The organism is Ralstonia edaphi (assembly GCF_958350185.1).
Lineage (GTDB): Bacteria > Pseudomonadota > Gammaproteobacteria > Burkholderiales > Burkholderiaceae > Ralstonia > Ralstonia edaphi.
The window spans coordinates 16,401-36,158 of record NZ_CATWHI010000011.1 but is presented as its reverse complement, the minus strand read 5'-3'; the positions used below and the strand labels follow the sequence as shown (position 1 = coordinate 36,158).

The 19,758-nt window shown below is 60.1% G+C and carries 12 protein-coding genes; 6 read left to right on the top strand and 6 right to left on the bottom strand.

Going from position 1 to position 19,758, the window contains the following annotated elements; genetic code table 11:
* Positions 1 to 171: 171 nt before the first annotated feature.
* The 6 genes from R2669_RS24450 to R2669_RS24425 all read right to left on the bottom strand — a co-directional run bounded on the left by R2669_RS24450 (position 172) and on the right by R2669_RS24425 (position 14,289).
* On the bottom strand, positions 172 to 1,905 hold the full coding sequence (locus R2669_RS24450; RefSeq protein ID WP_316902446.1) for an RHS repeat domain-containing protein: 1,734 nt from the start codon (positions 1,903 to 1,905) through the stop codon (positions 172 to 174).
* A gap of 572 nt (positions 1,906 to 2,477) precedes the next feature.
* Complete coding sequence (locus R2669_RS24445; protein WP_430708843.1) at positions 2,478 to 6,197, bottom strand: discoidin domain-containing protein; 3,720 nt, start codon at positions 6,195 to 6,197, stop codon at positions 2,478 to 2,480.
* A gap of 107 nt (positions 6,198 to 6,304) precedes the next feature.
* Positions 6,305 to 6,940: a hypothetical protein gene (locus R2669_RS24440; protein WP_316902444.1), complete on the bottom strand. Its 636-nt coding sequence runs from the start codon at positions 6,938 to 6,940 to the stop codon at positions 6,305 to 6,307.
* Positions 6,937 to 9,264, bottom strand: a complete 2,328-nt coding sequence (locus tag R2669_RS24435) for an RHS repeat-associated core domain-containing protein (RefSeq protein WP_316902454.1) — start codon at positions 9,262 to 9,264, stop codon at positions 6,937 to 6,939. Before R2669_RS24435 ends, R2669_RS24440 begins: the two co-directional genes overlap by 4 nt.
* A gap of 7 nt (positions 9,265 to 9,271) precedes the next feature.
* Positions 9,272 to 12,061, bottom strand: a complete 2,790-nt coding sequence (locus R2669_RS24430) for a DUF6531 domain-containing protein (RefSeq protein WP_316902442.1) — start codon at positions 12,059 to 12,061, stop codon at positions 9,272 to 9,274.
* A gap of 23 nt (positions 12,062 to 12,084) precedes the next feature.
* Entirely contained in the window at positions 12,085 to 14,289 is a 2,205-nt protein-coding gene (locus R2669_RS24425) for an RHS repeat domain-containing protein (RefSeq protein ID WP_316902440.1), read from the bottom strand.
* Positions 14,290 to 14,608: 319 nt separating this feature from the next.
* On the opposite strand from R2669_RS24425, the gene R2669_RS24420 reads away from it, so the two are divergent.
* The 6 genes from R2669_RS24420 (at position 14,609) to R2669_RS24395 (ending at position 19,289) form a co-directional block, all read left to right on the top strand.
* A complete protein-coding gene (locus tag R2669_RS24420; protein ID WP_316902438.1) occupies positions 14,609 to 16,897 on the top strand; it encodes a cohesin domain-containing protein in 2,289 nt (762 codons plus the stop codon).
* A gap of 13 nt (positions 16,898 to 16,910) precedes the next feature.
* Complete coding sequence (locus R2669_RS24415) at positions 16,911 to 17,477, top strand: hypothetical protein (protein WP_316902436.1); 567 nt, start codon at positions 16,911 to 16,913, stop codon at positions 17,475 to 17,477.
* 76 nt (positions 17,478 to 17,553) lie between these two features.
* On the top strand, positions 17,554 to 17,973 hold the full coding sequence (locus R2669_RS24410; protein WP_316902435.1) for a hypothetical protein: 420 nt from the start codon (positions 17,554 to 17,556) through the stop codon (positions 17,971 to 17,973).
* Positions 17,970 to 18,446, top strand: coding sequence for a type II secretion system protein (locus R2669_RS24405; protein ID WP_316902433.1), 477 nt, complete (start codon positions 17,970 to 17,972; stop codon positions 18,444 to 18,446). The genes R2669_RS24410 and R2669_RS24405 overlap by 4 nt, the downstream gene beginning before the upstream one ends.
* The gene (locus R2669_RS24400) at positions 18,440 to 18,838 is read left to right on the top strand and encodes a type IV pilin protein (protein ID WP_316902431.1); all 399 of its coding nucleotides are present in this window, start codon (positions 18,440 to 18,442) and stop codon (positions 18,836 to 18,838) included. The genes R2669_RS24405 and R2669_RS24400 overlap by 7 nt, the downstream gene beginning before the upstream one ends.
* Positions 18,825 to 19,289 (top strand): type II secretion system protein, encoded by a 465-nt coding sequence (locus R2669_RS24395; protein WP_316902430.1) that lies wholly within the window; start codon positions 18,825 to 18,827, stop codon positions 19,287 to 19,289. Before R2669_RS24400 ends, R2669_RS24395 begins: the two co-directional genes overlap by 14 nt.
* The last annotated feature ends 469 nt before the right edge of the window (positions 19,290 to 19,758 follow it).

The following is a 19,758-nucleotide window of genomic DNA, read 5'->3' as shown; positions in this document are numbered from 1 at the left end:
TTCATATCGTCTTCTTTTGTAAGCACTACATAACTCACGGTTCAGTTCAATTGAGGTGCGGCGCGAGGTCACTCACCGCGATCAAGCCACAAGAGGCTATTTGCAATCCAGGGCGTCCCAATTTCTGATGGATCCGGGCGAACGTTCATTGTTCTTCTCTGTTACCCCAGCCTAGGGGGCTGTGCCGACTGTCACCGTAAGCGGCCGGTTCATGGAATCGAAGACGCGGCTGATCTGGCGGGCGAGGTTGCCGCTCGGATCCTTGGATTGCTCCTGCACTCGGTTGCCCATGGCGTCCAGCGTGTATGTGATGCTGTTGCCTGAACTGTCTGCTGCACCGATCAGCCGGTGGGCGCCGTCGTAGCTGAAGCTGACTGTGCCGCCGTCGGGCTGCGTCACCTTGGTCAGTTGGCCAACCTTGTCGTACTCGTAGGCAGTGGTCTGCCCTGCTCCACCAGCCGGCGTCACGGTCTGGCTCATCAGCCATCCGCGGTTCGAATACGCAAACACGGTGACTGCGCCATTGGCGTCGGTCATCTGCAGTGGACGACCGTTCGGGTCGTACTGATTGATGGTGGTGGTGTGGCCCAGCGCATCGACGATCTGGTACAGATCGCCCTTGCGGTATTGCGGTGGGCTGTTGGTGTCATCCGCCGTGCGGTAGACATAGGTCGTGCCGTCATTGACATCGGTACGCGGGCCACTCCGGCTCGCTACCTGACCATCTGCGGTGTAGGTCCACGTGGTGGTGCGCGTCGGCCCTGCCGCCGCTGCACTGAAGCCTTGGCTACCGTTCGTATCTGCAGTTGGCGTCTCGCTGTAGCTGGTCAGATTGCCGTTGCTGCCGTAGCTGTAGGTTTCCAACTTGGTCGGGGAGGCAACCCGTGTTTGCAGGTTCCAGCTGGGATGCCATTCGGTGGTGATGGTGCGGGCACCCGGCGTACCAGCGCCTTCGACTCGCTGAATCTCGCGCTTCTGGCTGTCGTAGGCGTGCGTGGTGACGTTGCCTAGGTAATCCGTCTCACGGATCAGGTTGTTGTTGCTGTCGTACTCGCTGCTCTGGCGGGTGGTGCCACACAGACCACACGGCGCGCTGATCGATGTCGGCAGCAGCACGCCGTTCTGCTTGAGGAAGCTGTAGACGCTGGTCTTGCCTGTCGGGTCGGTGATGGTGGTCTGGTAGTCGGTGCCGTACTGGAATTGGTAGGCGTCCGCTCCGCCAGCATGGGTGCTTCTAATGGCCCGCGCCTGATCGTCGTAGGCGTAGGTCGCGTAGCGGTTGCCGTTCTCGTCGATGATGCCGGTCAGGGCCGTGGGGAAGCGGCTGTCCTCGTAGACATACTGGCGCACAGCGCCATCCGGACGCGTCACGCTCGTCAGCATGCCGGCGGAGTTGTAACCATACCGGGTCACGGTCGTATCAGGTGCCGTGACGCTGATCACGCGCCCCGCACCGTCATAGGTGAACACCACGCTGCGGCCGCTTGGCCCGATCACTGTCGTCAGTTGATTAACTGCGTTATAGGTCAGCGTAGTGGTACGCCCGTTGCGCTCCCTTACCGATTGCAACTTACCGTTTGCATCGTAGGTCTCGACCGCTCCCGAATCGGCAACCGTGTACTGCCAACCTGTGATGTTGTCATTGGAATCTGCGCTTGAACTCAGTGTATCTTGAGTACCTGAACTCATCCAAGCCGTACCATTCTGCCGGAAGGCGAACACCGAACCATCGTCGCGCAAGACGGTCACTTGGGGAGCCGAGTAAGTTGCCGTGCTCGTGTCTAGACTGCGCTGCCAGTTGAACGTCCATTGAGCCGCCCCCCCATTCTCCCCATAGATGCTGTACGACTGATAGGCAAGTGTGACCGGCAGCTCCGCGCTTCCCTCCTGCGCCCTTGTGGACATAGTCGTTGTGCCAGTCCCGGGGATTACTGAATTGCCGGCCGTGCAAACTCGCACAAGGGGCCGCGCAGGGACGCACGTTCCATCCCTCTGCGACGAGTAGCCAGGGCTACAGTGATCCAAAACAAGTTGAGTTGACCAGTAACCTATCGACCCCACTATTTGAGGATTCCGATCTTCTCGCCACTCAAAAATTCCTGAGCACTGGTAGTTCGTGTCCGACCAGCGCGAGACACTGATAAGGGTCATTGACCGCAACGCAGCAGATGCACGACAGCCCTGTTGGGGTGAGCTAGCGTAATAGTACGGCGCACCGTTTCCGTTCGTGTACATCCAACCATAGCCGACAGTTTGGGCGGATGTGGCCATACTCAACCAAAGAAGGACGATGGCGCTGAACCGGCAATGGCGCATGATATGTTGCACAGAAATCCATTATTTTGTTTGCGGTTCGGCGCTCCTCCGCCAATAGCAGAGCAAGTGGGGCATGCTTGCACGAATGCTGGGCTACCAGACAAATCAGGCATGATGCCGCACCCGAAATCTCATTGATGCTGCTGGTCGCATAGGGTTTTTCACCGGTAGAACTCGAGTTCGTACCAAGTTGGCCAGCCGGGGTTGACCGTACCAGTGATGCGGACGTAGCGCACTGGTGCCGACGGCTTGTCCAGCTGCACGTTGATCCATTCCTTGTCCGCCGGCGCCATCGTGATGGTTTTCAGCACTTCGGTCGGGTTCGGAGACACTCCTGCCGTAATCACGTTGGTGTCCTCGCCTGCCGGGTATTGATAGTTCATCATTCGAATTGCCCTCAAGGACACCTCGAATCCAAGGTCGATCTCAATCCATTGCGGCGGCCAGCTGGGTGAGGTCCAACGCGTATTGGGGTCACCGTCAATGGCTTTGTCCGGCGTTGTCGTCGCGTCATACGAGGCAGAGGCACGTGCCCCAACCGGCTTGAGCTGGACAAGCGGGCCGTCCGAGCCACCTGAGCTTGAAGCAAAGCCAGCTGTGGAGACTTGTAGAGGCCGGTTCATTGAATCGAAGACGCGGTTGATAAGCCTGGTGATGTTGCCGCTCGGGCCCCAGACCTGTTCCTGTGTGCGATTGCCCATTGCATCGAGCGTGTAGGCAATGTTCTTGCCTTTCGTGTCAGCGCTTCCTATAAGCCGGCCAGCCCTATCGTACTGCGGCACCATATAGCTGCCATCCGGCTGGGTGATGCGGCTTAGACGGCCTGCGATGTCATAAAGGTAGGACGTGGCTTGGACGGTACCGTTGGCACTCATGACGGACTGGCCAGCGAGCCGACCACTCGGCGTATAAGTCCATGCTGTCACCGCGCCATTAGGATCCCTTACGGTCTTGACCTTGCCGTTCCGGTAGTAGTCGTACTGCGTCACATGTCCGAGTGGGTCTACCGTCTGAATCAAATTGCGGGCGCTGTCGTGGGTATAAGTTGTAGTTCGACCTAGTTGGTCGGTCACACTTGATATGTCGAGCTTGTCCCAGGTGAAGACTCGCGTGGAGCCATCGGGATACTGAATCTGCGTCAAGCGATTGAGCGCGTCGTACTGGTACTGGCGCTTGAATCCTTCCCCGTCGGTCTCGCTAGCAACACGCCCCACAGCGTCATACGTGTAGCTCGTCTCAGTCTTGCCAGCGGCATTGACGATGCGTTGCAGGAAGCCGTTGTTGTCGTACTCCCAGCGCCTGGTGTTGCCCAGTGGGTTCGTCTCGCTGGTCTTCTGGCCGGCGGCATTGTAGGTGTAAGTCGTTACCTTTGCTGCAGCATCCTGATACGTGAGCGGCTGGTGCTGGTTGTTGTAGGTGTACTGTGCAACTAGTTTCGTTGCCGAGCTATCCGTGCGCGTGGCCGTCAGGAGGTCAATGCCGTTATCGGCATAGACGTACTGCATGCTCACGCCCAGCGGGTCGACGGTGCTCGTCACGTTACCCTGAGGGTTGTACGTGAAAGTCGTCAGTTCCGTGCTGTGGTTTTCGAGCAAACGCCCCTTGCTGACAGGCTGCTCGGTGGGCCCCGCCACTGTCGGCGCGATTGTCTGGCCTGCGTAGGCATACCAGATGCGAGTCTCGCCAGGCTCCTTCGTGCTCTCGATCCCACCACCCGTGACGTTGAGGTTGTTCTGCACGTGCAACCAGTGGGTGATGCGCGCCTTTGTATAGTCACCGGCGCTTTCCGCATATGCCTTGGCATTCCAGTAGAAGGTATTGCGGTAGTTGATCCACTCGTTCATTGTGTTCATGCCGCTGGGCACCCCTTCGCCTTCTGTGTAGAAGAGGCCGGGGGCTGCGTGCCGGTATTCGACGCGCTCGGTCTGACCCAGCGGGTCGGTGATGTTGATCCAGCGCTGGACCCCGTTTTCGCCATAGGCAAACTGAGTGGTACCGTAGGGCGTCGTCATCGCGTTGATGAACGTACCCGCGTCGTAGCTGAAGCTGGACTTCATGCCGATGGCGTCGGTGATGTCGCTCAAGCGGCCGCTTGCGTCATAGCCGATTTGGGCTGTACGCCCGAACGGATCCGTGATCCGTGTGACCAGCAACGGATTGCTGGCGTTGCCATATGACAAGATGCTTTGCCTACCGAGAGCATCGGTGATGCTCGTCAAGCGAAGTTGGTTGTCATAGCCCAGGGTGACCGCATTGCCCTGGGCATCGACGATCTGCGTCAGGAACACGCGTCTGGGGTATGCCGTGGCGCCGTCCGATTGACCGTAGATCTCCTTGCTGCCGTCTCGCATCCGACGTTCGTAGCTGGTGTCGCTGGCGCGCACCAACACCGAAATGTCCTTGGAATCCGCGCCGAATGCGCCTGTGCTGGCGTTATACGAGCCACTTTCCCACACGGACCCGCCTCCACCAACGATACGGCGCACGTTCGTGCCCGGGCTGGTCGGATCGTCCTGTATGTAGGACAGCCAGTTGGACGTCCATTTCTGGCCGAAGTTGAAGTAGCTGAAGTTGGCGGGCTGATAGGCTTCACGCTGGTTGTAGGTGAGCGTGAAGTTGATCGCCGGGCCCTTGGGCGGACGGTAGCTGACCGGCGTGTCCACCAGGTTGAGACTGACCACCATGCCGTGCACGTTGTACCTCGGCATGCCCAAGCCGATGCCGCTTGCGGCGGCCGCATCATCACCAGCACCGGTGTCCGTGTCGGGCGTAGCCGAGTCCTTGCAATCGCACGCCTTCGCGTCGTCCGGCCGGGTACGGGCATCGTCCACGCTGGTGGTGTTGCCCATGCCGAACACTTTCCGCGCTTCAGCTTGTGCCACGATTGTCCAGCCGGGCTGCTTGGCGGCCTGTTTCGGGATCAGGAAGTAGTTGCTGGTCTCCGACTCCAGCGCGTCTTTACTGATCCACAGATCGTTGCCGAAGGTCGCGTCCTTGACGTGGTAGCGCCCGTTCTGTTCGCCGACAATGGCAGCGTAGTGGTTGATCTTCCAATGCACGACGGCCGGCAGCGGGATTGGTGTGCCGGGGCTGCGTTTGGCGATGGCATATGGCAACTTCAGCTGTTTGGCCAGCTTGCCGACAGTATCCAGCGTGACGCCATGCGGGCTTGAACGGACGGCTTCGATCTTGGCGAGGCGGCTGACGTCGGCGCCCTGGAATTGCAGGATGCTTCGGATCGCCATCGGCCCGCACAGATATGCGGTGCCAGGCTGGTTGCGCATCAACCAAAGGCCTTCGCGTGCGCCCGCCACAGCTTCGGTCGCGGCGCCTTGCAGCGGCCGACCTTCAACTTCCTTGAGCAGGGCGTTGACGCGCTCGGCGTGTCCGATGCGGGCATGCATGCGGATTAGCTCGCCAAACGCGCGGTCGGCCAATCGTTTGGTGTCTGGCTGCGCTTGAGCACGGTCATCTCGCCAGGCAGCCTCCCATGCATCGATAGCGCGTGAGAAATAGCCAAGGCGGTAATACGTCAGCCCCATGTTCGTCCGCAGGGCGAGGTTCCATGGGCTGTCAGGGTGCTGATCGAGAAATGCTTGCAACGGCCCAAAGAACTCGGCGGCCCCGCCATCACGGTATTGCTGTATGGCTACCCAGAGCGCTTGCTGCTCCTCGATGCTGCTGGGACCGGTGGTAACCAAAGGTTCTTCGAAGAATCGGCCCTCGCGTAGACGAGCCTCCAATGCGGCGGTGTTCGGATCCGTAGGCATCGCGACTGCGGCAGGCAAACCGAATCCGAAGGACGACAACAGCAAAGTGAAAGCAGCAGCTCGTGCTGCCAGCTGTTTACTCAGGGTCCGGGTCAGGTTTTTATGCGACATGGTGGGCCGTGCTTTGTGTAGTTGTTGTACTGCGTGGAGCAAACGATTCGAAAAATCGGTGCAGATTTCCCCGAAGCCGGCCGCTCTTACAGATCATTCGATCATCACTACCGCCAAGATGTGATTTCCTTTTCAAGATCGGGATCGCTGGCCAGCTCTTTGATTGCCTCTTTCGCCAGCGGATTCTTGTTCCTGATCTTCCTCAATGCCGACAGTAGCAGCACCCGGCTCTCTCCATATGAACGGTCTTTGGCAAGCGCGATCAATTCCGGCAGGGTCTCTTCCGTAACCGCAACCGACAATGCACAGGCCAAGCCGTCCTTTGCCCCCAGCCTATATTCCTTTGTGTCACCGGGAGCCTTAATACCCCACCCCATTGGAGCCTTGCGATACTGTTCCACCAGGAGAGGCCAAGCCTTCTGAACTTGGGGATCGGGAACAGCCAGTGACCGTGCGACGCCCTCTCTTACGATGTCCGAATATGAAAGCTGCAAATGCTTGATCAAAATTGGGATGGCTTCGGGATACGGTGTAGTGACGTTCACCAAATCCCACACCGATTGAACGTCCCAACCGACTTCACGTAACTCTCTCAAAATCGGTTCTGCGTCGGCTCGTATCCGGGCAGAGCGTTCTAACCGCTCTTGGTCTTGGGCCTTTTTCTTCGCGAGAAATTCTGGGGCGGCTTGCAATTTTTTTGCCAATTCAGCCGCTGTCACTGGTGGGCGCTTCTTCGTTGTCATTTTGGAATTGTCGAAAGATTGATCCTGCCCTCACCAATTAGCTGCTGAAGTGGACCAGAAAGACTTGTTTCGGCTCGCGTGTAGAGATCGAAGCGAAGACCACTTTCCTCGGCGTATTGCATATAGTCTCGGATCTGCCTCGTCGCACTCAATCGACTAACGTTCTTTACTTCACTAAGAACTTCTTCAGTGAGGCCGTCAGGGAGTCGCCGGCGCCCATTCATCAGAATGGGTATTGTTGGCTTCTTGCCAATCTCACATGCAGCGCGAACCGCCATCTCGCCTTCCCGGCCGATCTGCCCCACAGTCTTTACTGCGGTGCCTGCCACGGTGGTGGCTCCGGATACCGGGTTCGGCGTGCCGGTGGCAATTTCAGCCGCAATACCAACGGCAGCAGCGATCGCGGGCCCATTCTCAGCCAAGACCACACAGACCACCGCCAGCGGCCCAACACACAAGCCTTTGGGGTCAGTGTACCGAGTTGGTTGTCCACTTACATATGCATAAGTGGAGGGCTGCCCCGCCGCGAGCCCAATGGGGTCGGACTGCACATACCGCCCACCTGCCGGATCGTAGTCCCGATTCACGTTGTAGTGCTTGCCCGTCTCCGCGTCATAGACCTGTCCCGGGAAGCGCAGGTTGTACGTAAACGCGCCGAGGCTGGTCGGATTCTCATCCGGCGCAGCCACCCCAAACGGATCGGCCTGATCCCACCGCCACACCATCAGGTTGTTCGTATCCGTGATCACCCGCGGCGTGTCGATCTGGTCTGCATACACGTAGTACGCGGTTTGGTTCTTGATCGTCGCGACGGGGGTGTCACCTAGGTACACCGTCTCCTGGATGGGAGCGCCGGCCTGGTCATACTCACCGATCAGGTGGCCGGCTGCGTCATACGCGTAGCGCGTCGCTCCGGTCGGGACGTTGCTGCCGGTCTTAGTGGTGCGTTGACCGAGGCCGTTGTACAGGTAGCTCGTGGTCGTACCGGCCTTGGTGACGCTCGCCAGTCTTCCGCGATCGCTGTAGCTGTATGTGGTGGCACCATCACCGGTCTGGTTCCCCGCCGCGTCATAGCTGTTCGTCGTGGGGGTCGGGCCCGTGCTCGCCGTCTGCCGATTGCTCGCCGGGTCAATGGTCTGGGTGTAGCTGCTGCTCCCCACCGTCTGACCCGTGCGGTTGCCATTGGCGTCGTAGCTGTAGCTCTGGCTGCTTGTGGCCGGCAGGTAGCTGATCAGCCGGTCGTTGTCGTCGTAGCCAAACGTCTGGTTCGCCGCCGTGGCGGTGCTGCTGCTCGGGCTGCCCGCCGTGTCCGTGTGGGTATAGGCGGTGATACGTGAAGCGACGTCGTAGTTGACCGTGCGCGACAGGCCGTTCGGGGTGGCACCGGTGCCGGTGGTCGCCCCCAGCGGGAACTGAGTCAGGCGACCGTTCAGGTCAAAGCTGCGTGTATAGGCGGTGCCGTTACCCCAGGTCCAGCCGGTGGGCTTGCCGAACGGCTGATACTGGATGTTCGACAGCAGTGCGGTGTTGCCATTGGTGGTCGTCAGCGTCAGACCGGTGATACGGCCACCTGCGTCATAGCTGTAGCCGATGACGTTGCCGCTCGGGTAGGTCTGGCTGACCACGTGGCCGGTGCTGCTGCCCGAAGTGCCGTAGGCGTACGCCACCGTTTGCGTGACCGTCACGCCATTGGCCGTGCTGGTCTGGGCACGCTGCACCAGGTTGCCGAAGCCGTCGTACTGGAATCGGGTGCTGCCGGACTCGTCGGTGATCTTGGTGAGGTGACCGATGTCGTTGGGCAAGGGTCTGGTGCCACCGTCGTATTCCATGACGGTGGGCGTGCCGCTGGCGTAGGTCGCCTGGGTGAGCCGGTTCAGGGCGTCGTAGGTGTACGTGGTGGTCTTGCCGCGGGCGTCTGTGCGGGTGATCAGGTTGCCGGCCGCGTCATAGGTGGCATTGGTGGTGCCGGTATCGGGGCTTTGCTGGGCGGTGGTGTTGCCCAGGCCGTCGATGGTGTAGGCCGTCACCAGGCTGCGCGGGTCGGTGACCTTGGTGACGCGGTCCTGGCCGTCGTAGTTGAACACTGTTACCGGGGCTGCTCCACCTGAGGTGGCGGGCGGTGCCTGCACTTGCGTGCGGCGGCCCAGGGCGTCGTAGGTAAAGGTCGTGACCAGGCCGCGCGGGTCGGTCACCTGGGTGAGGTTGCCTGCTGCGTCGTAGGCATACTGCGTGGTGGAGTACTGCGTGGTCTGCGCCAGCAGCTGGCCGCTCAGGCTCAGCAGCACCGCCGCAGCGATACTCTTCTTGATGTAGTTTCGATGCATAAGAGCCTCAACGATAAAATTCAAATTCTCGCCATGACACCCAGGACGGACTGGCGGTGGTCGTAACACGGATGTAGCGAACATTGACTGGCACTGAGTCCAATGAATACTCAAGCCATTGCCCGTCTGTCGTATTGCCGGAAAACGTCTGGAGCACATTGGTCGGCGCTGGGTTGACGTCGCCTGTCACGACGTGAGTCGTTTGCCCTGCTGGGCTTTGAGAGACCAACATCCGAAGCTTCTTCAATGGCACCACTGAGCCAAGGTCGACTTCAATCCATTGCGGCGCATATCCGGGCGCTGTCCAAGCTGTACTAGCATCGCCATCCATCGCTTTCTCTGGCGTATTGGAACCATAGGACGCGGAGGCAGAAACACCCATTGGCATCACCTTGGGCGACGGCGGCGGTGGAGGTGGGGTGTTTGGCGGCGGCGCCGTGCCCAACGTCACCTGCAACGGCCGATTGATCGAATCGAAGACGCGAGTGATCTGACGTGCCAGATTGCCGCTCGGGTCTTTCGCCTGCTCCTGTGTCCGGTTGCCCATCGCGTCCAGCGTGTAGCTGATGTTGTTGCCGGAACTGTCAGCAGCGCCGACCAGTCGATGGGCATCGTCATAGCTGAAGCTCACCGTGGCGCCGTCGGGTTGGGTCACCTTGGTGAGTTGACCGACCTTGTCGTATACGTAGGCAGTGGTCTGCCCTGCTCCGCCGGATGGCGTCACCGTCTGGTCGGTCAGCCAGCCCCGGTTCGAGTACGTAAAGGTGGTCACCGCGCCGTTGGCGTCCGTCATCTGCAGCGGGCGACCATTCGGGTCGTACTGGTTGATGGTGGTTGTATGGCCTAGCGCATCGACGATCTGGTACAGGTCGCCCTTGCGGTATTGCGGTGGACTGTTGGTGTCGTCTGCCGTGCGATAGCTCTGCGTAGTGGTGTCATTTCGCGGGCCTTTGACGGCCAATACCTGACCATCCGCGCCGTAGGTCCACTGCGTGGCGCGAGATGCACCCGCCGCTGCGGCATTGAAACCCTGCCCCCCAGTGGTATCACTGGTGGGCTGAACGGTCTGACTGCACTGCACGCCGATCGCAGCACCACCGCTGCCTATTACGGCCGTGGACGGTGCACACAACGCTCCGTTGTCTCCGTTGTAGACGTATGTCGTGATACGCCCTGGCTCTGCAATGCCGACCGGCGTGCGCCAAGTTGAGTGCCATTGCGTACTGATCTTTCGGGCGCCCGGTGGAACAGTGAATCCGTCCAGCGAACTGGGGCAAACAGTTCCCGCAGGCAACCCTTCTACGCGTGCAATCTCCAGGTTGCGGATCAAGTCGTAGTTCAGGCATGCCACGTTGCCGTTGAAGTCCGTCTTGGAGGTCACGTTACCGTTGGCGTCGTACGTCAGCGCTTGGAAACAACCGTCGCACGGTTGGCCTGTGATGCCGACATTGCGAACCGTGCCCAATGAGGTCGCGAAGTTGTACGTCCGCTTGGTGCCAAGCGCATCAACGACGGCGGATGAGCCATCAGCGTTGTACGCCATGGCAACGCGATCGGCGCCGCTTGTCCCGTGTTCGCTCGAATATGCTCGGCCGTTTGCGTCATAACGCCACGTGACATAGCGCCCACCGTTCTCGTCCCTGATACCTGTCAGTGCATGGCTGTAATCGACGCCTGATGCAGGCGAGGAAGAGACATTGCCACTTTCGTTATACAAATAGGTACGTACCGCTCCATCTGGATACGTCACGCTTGTCAGATTCGCGGTATTTACGCCACTAGCGTAGGTGTAGGTGTACACGCCACCGGCAGGGTCGGTGATGGTCTTGATCCGCGCTACTTGGTCATAGGTAAAGTTGAGCTGCCGCCCCGTTGGGTCTGTCACGCTCACTAAGAGCCCGGCAATTGGCGCAACGGAAGCGGGCGTCAAACTGGGGCAAGTCGCACTCAGGGCCGTGCAGCTATAGGCCAACGTTTGTGTTGCACCATCGCGATTGGTGAGCGACACCAGTCTGCCGTCGGCGTCATAGGACTCCAGTCCATCCTGCGCATTGACGAACGTCCAGCCTGTAGGTGTTGCGGTGCTACCAAGGCTAGACAGCCGGCCCGTCACGTCAGCGTCTGATACCCACGGAGCACCCACGCCGCCTGTTCGCGAGAAGTAATACTGCTTACCGTCGCCGCGTGTCAGTACGGCCGTATCAACGGAGCTTCCCGATGCTGGCGGCGAATAATTGACCTGCTGCCGGTATGCCAACCGCCAACCGGGGCCAAATCCGCCCGAAGCGATGGAATTGCTGTTGTAGGTCCGAGCGATTTGAAGCGGAAACCGCCCGCTTCCCACGTAGTCAACTTCCCGCTGATGCTTGTTGCCGACCCCCACATTGATCGGGTTCCCGCAGTCACTCTGCGGACTACATGCGTCCCCTGCATTCTTGGTGGCAATTGGTATGTCGGAAGGAACCGTGCAGTCCAGGCTACCGTAAGTGTTGTATGCAGAAGGGATAGGGCCTTCCTGACCAGACGGTGAGCGCACCCACAACACAACGCACGCTAGGCCAGTCGGAGTCTTCCGCACTTCAGACGGCAAGGGGTAAAAGCCACATATGTAGTGAGAGGGATCACCGACTAAACAACTCGCCTCAAGGCCGGCAACGTAAGCGCCAGTCGCATTGCACTGGGCGTTAAAGGCATTGATTTGATCGACAGTGCACTGTGACTGGGCAAACGCTGACGATATGAATAAGCAAGCGCTGCCGACGAGTAGGCTCGCAATTCGCTGAAGTCGTTTTCTCATCTTTGACTTGTGTTCTTGATGTCTTACTGGGCAGCGCCCACTGTGACCTTCAGCGGTCGGCTCATCGAATCAAAGACGCGGGTGATCTGGCGGGCCAAGTTACCGCTCAGGCCTTTGGACTGTTCCTGTACTCGGTTGCCCATCGGGTCCAGCGAGTAGGTGATGCTGTTGCCTGAACTGTCGGCTGCACCGATCAGCCGGTGGGCACCGTCATAGCTGAAGCTCACCCTGCCGCCGTCTGGCTGCGTCACCTTGGTCAGTTGGCCAACCTTGTCGTACTCGTAGGCGGTGGTCTGCCCTGCTCCGCCCGATGGCGTCACCGTCTGGCTCGTCAGCCAGCCCCGGTTCGAGTACGTGAAAGTGGTCACCGCGCCGTTGGCGTCCGTCATCTGCAGCGGCCGGCCATTCGGGTCGTACTGATTGATGGTGGTGGTGTGGCCGAGAGCACCGACGATCTGGTACAAGTCGCCCTTGCGGTATAGCGGTGGGCTGTTGGTGTCATCCGTCGTCCGGTAGACATAGATCGTGCCGTCATTGACATCGGTACGCGGGCCACTCCGGCTCGCTACCTGACCATCTGCGGTGTAGGTCCACGTGGTGGTGCGCGTCGGCCCTGCCGCCGCTGCACTGAAGCCTTGGCTACCGTTCGTATCAGCAGTTGGCGTCTCGCTGTAACCGGTCAGATTGCCGTTGCTGTCGTAGCCGTAGGCTTCCAGCTTCGTGGGCGCGGCCACACGCGTCTGCAGGTTCCAGCTGGGATGCCATTCGGTGGTGATGGTACGGGCGCCGGGCGTACCAGCGCCTTCGACTCGCTGAGTCTCGCGCTTCTGGCTGTCGTAGGCGTGTGTCGTGACGTTGCCCAGGTAGTCCGTCTCACGGATCAGATTGTTATTGCTGTCGTACTCGCTGCTCTGGCGGGTGCTGCCGCACAGACCGCATGGGGCGCTGATCGAGGTCGGCAGCAGCACGCCGTTCTGCTTGAGGAAGCTGTAGACGCTCGTCTTGCCTGTCGGGTCGGTGACGGTGGTTTGGTAGTTGTCGCCGTATTGAAACTGGTACGCGGCTGCTCCACCTGCATGCACGTTGCTGATGGCCCGTGTCTGATTGTCGTAGGCGTTGGTGGCAAAGCGGCTGCCGTTCTCGTCAATGATGCCGGTCAACGCGGTGGGAAAGCGGCTGTCCTCATACAGGTATTGGCGCAAGGCCCCATCCGAACGCGTGATCGACGAGAGCATGCCGGTGGCGTTGTAGCCGTACTTCGTGACGGCGCCATCGGGAGCGGTGACGCTGGCAATACGGCCCCAAGCATCATAGGCAAAGGCGTGGCTACGGCCGCTCGGGCCGGCGACCGTCGTGAGCTGACTGGTTGCGTTGTAGGCCAGTGTTGTGGTGCGGCCGCTGCGCTCGCGCACCGATTGCAGCTTGCCGTTAGCGTCGTAGGACTCGACGGTTCCCGCATTGGCGACCGTGTACTGCCAGCCGATGATCTTGCCGCTGGCATCTGTCACCGATCGCACGGTGTCTCGCGTGCCGGAGGCCGACCAAGTGGTGCCGTTCTGGGTGAAGGTCGACGCCGAGCCGTCGTCGCGCAATGTCATGAGCTGCGGCGTGGCGTAGGCATAGGTCGCCAGGCTGGTGTCCAGGCTGCGCTGCCAGTTGGGCGTCCATTGACCCGCGCCCGCCCCCAATCCATACGCGCTGTAGGAGCGATAGGAGAGTGCGGCAGGAACATCCGCGCTACCACCTTCGTTTGGCTCGGTGTAGGTCAGGGTACCGATGCCCGGAATGACAGGATCGCCGACCGTGCAGACTTGGGCTGGCGGGCGTGTCGGTTCGCAGGAACCGTCGGACTGCTGCGTATAACCGCGCGCGCATCCACCCACGAAAACAGCAAGGGTCGTGCCTCCAGCGTTTGTTTGGCCATCAGGTGCAACTACCACACCGTTGCAATTACCCCGGATTCCACTTTCGTATGCACTCGTTCCCGGTGATACGCTGAGATCAATGCCAGTCAATACAAACACGTAGCCAGGAAAGATATTGCCGGGGGCGTTTACATAGTCAGCCCACGCCTGACATGCCGCAGCGGGGCTACCGAACACTTGCCCCTGCAGAGAGCTGCTGCCGACAAGCCACAATTGACCGAACGCGCCTGCAGCATCGGCGCTTGAAGCCAAGGCCACGCCCAACACTGCTACCCAAAGTGGTATCTCGGCAAATCGCTTCATCCCCGCCCCGGAGTTTTGTTATCCGTTATTAACAAAGCGCTCCGACACGTCGTTCGCACTTTATAAAAAAGTTTTTACATCTCGTCTAATCAAATCTTATTGCGCTTCCGCGCATATTTTTTTCCGCGCTGGAAGCCTGCCATTCGAGCGAACGACATGCAACACTGGCGAAGTGGGGTGTCGACATTTATGCACTGAGAAAACTTGAGAATCTCGCGCAAACACGATCAGTCGTTGTGCGATCAATCACGGCCACTGCATAATCCTCCCCGGCCCACTGGCCAAATCAAAAAAATCCAATCAGCGTGGGGAGTTAGCAGTGATTCGGCACAATGGGATGCGCTGGTGCGCAGCGCTCCTGATCGCGTTGGCGCTGGGCGGTTGCGCGGAGCAAAGAATTCGGGACGAAGCCAATCACCAGATGGTGGCTGGCGCCTACGAAGATTCGCTGGCGACGCTGGATGCCGGCATTGCCAAGTACCCCGAGAGCGCAACCTTGCGCGTGGCACGACGCACGACACAGGACACGGTCGCAGACAAGCTACTTCAACAGGCTGCCAAGGAACTCAATGCCGGTAAGCGCTCTGCAGCACAGATCACACTCAAACGGCTGCTGGAGATCGAGCCGCAGAACGACCATGCGCTGGCTCTGCTGCAGACGGCCAAGCGCGACGAACAAAACGCCGCAGCGCTCGAGCTGTCCAAACAAAAATCCGTAAGCGGATCGCAAGAAACGGCACTCACCGCCATTGAAGCAGCACTGCGCGGCGACCCCAAGAACCGCCGCTTGCTGGAAGCACAGGCCGCGCTCGAACAACAGTCTGGCCGGCGCGACCTTCCACAATCCAAGGGCCCTGCAGCCAAGCAGCCGATTAATCTCGACTTTCGCGATGCCAGCGTGCGGATGATTTTTGAGGCCATGGCACGCAGCACGGGCATCAACTTCATCCTGGACAAGGATGTTCGCCCCGATTTAAAGACGACGGTCTTTCTGCGCCAAGCCAAGCTGGAAGACGCGCTGGATCTGATTTTGTCCACCACCCAACTCAACAAAAAGCTGATGAATGGCTCGACCATTCTGATCTACCCGAACACGCCAGAAAAGCAGCGCGATTATCAGGACCTGGTCGTGCGGGCGTTCTATTTGACCAACGCCGAAGCCAAGCAGACCGGCGCGATGCTCAAGACGATGCTCAAAATAAAGGATCCGTACATCGACGAGCGCAGCAATATGGTGGTGATCCGCGAGCCGGCGGATGTTGTTCGGCTGGCAGAGCGACTGGTGGAATTGCAGGATCGCAATGACGCCGAAGTCGTACTGGAAGTCGAAGTGCTGGAAGTCAGTTCGACCAAGCTCACGCAGCTCGGTATCCAATATCCCAACAGCTTTACGCTGACGCCGCTTTCCGCGACCGGCGCCTCCTCGCTTACCCTGAACGATCTGAAGAGCCTCAATAGCGATCGCATTGGCGTCAGCACGCCCAACGCTGTGATCAACCTCAGGCGCGAACTCGGTGACACCGATCTGCTCGCCAACCCTAAGATCCGCGCCAAGAACCACGAGAAGGCCAAAATCCTGATTGGCGACAAGCTGCCCGTCGTCACCACGACATCCACATCAACCGGTTTTGTATCGGAGAGCGTCCAGTACCTCGATGTCGGTCTGAAGCTGGAGGTGGAGCCATCGATCTCGCCAGACGACGAGGTGAGCATGAAGATCAACCTTGAGGTCAGTTCACTCGCCAACCGTATCACCACGCGCAGCGGCAGCGTGGTCTACCAGATTGGCACACGTAATGCCACGACGGTGCTTAAGCTGCGCGATGGCGAGACGCAACTTCTCGCGGGTCTTATCAAGACGCAGCAGACGTCTACCTCGTACCGCATCCCAGGGCTGGGTGATATCCCATTGCTCGGCCGCCTGTTCTCCTCACAGTCGGACGATGGCGCACGCAACGAGATCGTCCTGTCGATCACGCCTCGCATCGTCAAGCCAGCGCACCGGCCGGATACCAACTTCATGGAATTCTGGTCCGGTACAGAAACCAGCGCTCGGGCACGCCGCACTTTGCCGGACGGAAAGCCGCCGGCTGAGCTCAAGCTCGCTGATGGTGCGCCCGCTAACCCCGCAACGGCACAGCCATCGGACACTGCGGAAGCTGGTGATGCCCCGGCAGCAGCGCCCCAGGAAGGCGGCAGCATTGGGCTTACCATGAATGGCCCGTCGGCAGCAAAGGTGGGAGAAACGTTCTCCGTCTCGCTGAACCTGCGTACCGATACCGCCCTGCGAAGCGTGCCGATCCAGTTCGCGTACGACAAGGAGCGCTTTGCGTTCGACGGTGTCGAGGCCGGTGGCATGTTCGCGGGGCAGAAAGCTGCGCCGAATTTGGCCAAGACCGACCTGCCCGCCGTGGGCCGTGTGATGGTCACGCTCTCGTCAGCGGAGAACGCCCCGATCACGGGCCAAGGCGAATGGGCCAAGCTGCGTTTCCGCGCCAAGTCAGCGGGCACCGGTGCTATCTCGGTCGCCACGGCGACGCCGATCGGTATGACGGCGGCACCACAGCCGCCGCAGATGCCGGCGCCGGTCTCCATTTCGGTCAAGTAACGTGGCGGCATCGGTGCTCCGCAGAATCGGATCGGGACTCGGGCAGTGGTTCGAGTGGACGCTGTTCCGTCTCGCCCGGCTGGTGTCGCGCATTCCTGTCTTTGCGGCGATCGGGGTACTACTCCTGGGCGGTGCGGCGTTTCTGTGGGCGGTGTGGGAGCCGCGTATCGCGGTGCAATTGGCGCGGGTTGAGCGAGACCTTGCGAAGAAACGTGCAGCGGCACCCGTACCGACGCGACAGACCAGTCCGCTCGAAGCCGTTGCCACACAACTGGAATCACCGCTAAATCGCTCGGTGATTGGCAGCGACATCTTTACCGCCTTCACTGCGCAAAGCGTGCGTGTCGACCAAGTCGTATTCAGCAAGGACATGGAGGAAGCTCCTGGGGAGGATGTTCGTTCGGTTCGACTGCAAGCCACGGTCATTGGGATGTACCCTGCTATTAAGACTGGCTTGGCCGATCTGTTGCAGAAGCACCCGAGCCTGGCACTCGAAAGCCTCACCTTCACGAAGAACGGCGGCACCGAAAAGACGGTCACGGCCGACCTTGCGTTCGTGCTGTGGTACCGGGGGCACTGACGTGAAGCCGGTCTATCTCGTCGCTTTGGGACTCACGCTGGCCGCCACCGGGTGGACCTGGCTGCAGGATCACGGAATGTTCAACCCTGACGTTGCCGTGGTGGAAGTCAGCACGCCGCGCCAGCGCAAGACAGAACGCCAGCCAGACGCGCCCACTCCAGCGCCGACCACCGTCATCACGCGTGCGGCACTGGATCCGGCTGAGGGTGACCCGTTCAACGCGGTCGTACCGCCGCCGCCCCCGCCTCCTCCGGCGCCACCCCCACCGCCTCCACAGCCACCACCGTTTCCGTTCCGGTATTTCGGCGTGATGTCTGACGAGTCCGGCAAGCCGGCCCACTTCCTGGCCAAAGGGGATGCGCTGGTGCCGGTCAAGCCGGGTGCATCGCTAGGGGATGGCTATCGCGTCGAGAGCATGAACGACAAGACGCTGGTGGTGTTCTACGAACCGATTCCGAGCAAAACGGTGATCCAGCTCGGGAGTGCCGCGCCATGAAGACCGCCAAGTGCCGGGGCTACAGCCTGATTGAACTGGGCGTGGTGCTGGCCGTGCTGGCCACACTGGCGGTGCTCGCCACGCCGGTTGCCCAGCTCATGACCAAGCGCGCCAAGGAGCACGAATTGCGCGTGGGCTTGGAGCGCATCCGCGACGCGTTGGATGCGTACAAGCACGCGGTCGAGGTGGGTGACATTCAGTCGCCCGGAACGCTGTCGGGCTACCCGCCCTCCCTCGCTGTGCTGGTGACGGGGGCGCCGTCGGCACGCGATCCAGACCACCGCAAGGTTTACTTCCTGCGGTCGATCCCGCGCGACCCCTTTGCGCCGCTGTCGCTCGAAGCCGAGCAGACCTGGGCGCCGCGCAGCTACCGCTCGCCGGCCGATGCGCCGCAACCCGGCGAGGATGTGTACGACGTGCACTCAACCAGCGAGGAGGTCGGCCTGGACGGCCGGCCGTACAAGCAATGGTGAAAGCCCTGCACTACGTCAATCGTCTTCGCCCGCGTGGTTTCACGCTGATCGAGCTGATGGTCGTCATGGCGGTCATCGCCCTGCTGACAACCATTGCGCTGCCCCAGTATTTCAAGCACGTAGACGTGGCCAAAGAGCGCGTACTGCGCGCCAACCTGGAGATGGTGCGGGACGCCATCGACAAGTTCTACGCCGACAAGAATCAGTACCCGGCATCGCTGGCGGACTTGGTCAAGCAGCGCTATCTCAAGACGCCGCCGATGGACCCGATCACGGATCGCACCGATAGCTGGAAGCCGCTGCCCTCGCCTAATGGTGAGCCAGGCATCTACGACATCCGTAGCGGAGCGCCGGGCAAGGCCATGGATGGAACCCTGTATGCGGACTGGTAAGGCGCGTGGCTTCGCCTACCCCGCCTTGCTGGTAGGCGTGCTGGTGTTCGGCATTGGCCTCGCTAAGGTCGGTGAATGGGCATCGCAGCAAAGACGCCGCGAGGATGAACACGCGTTGCGCTGGGCTGGCGAACACGTCGTGCTGGCGATCAAGAGCTATTACTACTCGTCGCCCAGCCAGCCGCGCGCCATGCCGAAGTCGCTGGAAGACTTGGTCGATGACAAACGGTTTTCGGTGACGCGGCACCATCTGCGCGATGTGCCGTTTGATCCGATCAGCCGCTCGAAGGACTGGGGCATTGTGCGGGCACCGGATGGTGATGTGGCGGGGGTCTATTCGAAAGGCAGTGGGGCACCGCTGGCCAGCGTTGATCCGTCGAATGCCGACGCCGCGCGAACGCGACTAACGTATGCCGATTGGAAGTTTGTATTCGACCCCAATACGAAGTAAGGAAATCAACGCATCAGCAAGAACGAGGGGCAGGTGCCTGGTTGATAGCCGGTAGACACTAGATGAAGACCATACATGAAAATCTCTGACGCTATTCACGAGCGCGTATTGTCACGTGCCATTGCTACCGCTGTTCACGCACTCATCTGGTCGAGCATAAGCCTTGGCATGATGTTCACTCCTTTAGCAAATCAAGCCCGCGCACAAACGTCATCAGGCTCGTCGAGACCGGACCTGCTTGGAGGGCAATGGTGCGACAACGTCTGGACGCCTTACGGTTGCTCGAGCTCTCCCGCATCTACCTGTATAGCGGCTATCACAAGGCTGGGAACGAATGGTGGCGGAATGGGGGCCACCCCATGGGTATATGCGGGTACGGGCGCAGTTAGATTGAGCTTGCCGTATTGGGCGAGCGCGGAATGCTACGGAATCAACAATAATTTCCCAACCCCTGCGGGCCAAGGGACCG

Bases quoted from the DNA above. Each gene is read 5' to 3' on its own strand.
- R2669_RS24450 (WP_316902446.1), bottom strand. From the start codon at position 1,905: ATGTCCACAAGGGCGCAGGAGGGAAGCGCGGAGCTGCCGGTCACACTT.
- R2669_RS24445 (WP_430708843.1), bottom strand. From the start codon at position 6,197: ATGTCGCATAAAAACCTGACCCGGACCCTGAGTAAACAGCTGGCAGCA.
- R2669_RS24440 (WP_316902444.1), bottom strand. From the start codon at position 6,940: ATGACAACGAAGAAGCGCCCACCAGTGACAGCGGCTGAATTGGCAAAA.
- R2669_RS24435 (WP_316902454.1), bottom strand. From the start codon at position 9,264: ATGCATCGAAACTACATCAAGAAGAGTATCGCTGCGGCGGTGCTGCTG.
- R2669_RS24430 (WP_316902442.1), bottom strand. From the start codon at position 12,061: ATGAGAAAACGACTTCAGCGAATTGCGAGCCTACTCGTCGGCAGCGCT.
- R2669_RS24425 (WP_316902440.1), bottom strand. From the start codon at position 14,289: ATGAAGCGATTTGCCGAGATACCACTTTGGGTAGCAGTGTTGGGCGTG.
- R2669_RS24410 (WP_316902435.1), top strand. From the start codon at position 17,554: ATGTTCAACCCTGACGTTGCCGTGGTGGAAGTCAGCACGCCGCGCCAG.
- R2669_RS24405 (WP_316902433.1), top strand. From the start codon at position 17,970: ATGAAGACCGCCAAGTGCCGGGGCTACAGCCTGATTGAACTGGGCGTG.
- R2669_RS24400 (WP_316902431.1), top strand. From the start codon at position 18,440: ATGGTGAAAGCCCTGCACTACGTCAATCGTCTTCGCCCGCGTGGTTTC.
- R2669_RS24395 (WP_316902430.1), top strand. From the start codon at position 18,825: ATGCGGACTGGTAAGGCGCGTGGCTTCGCCTACCCCGCCTTGCTGGTA.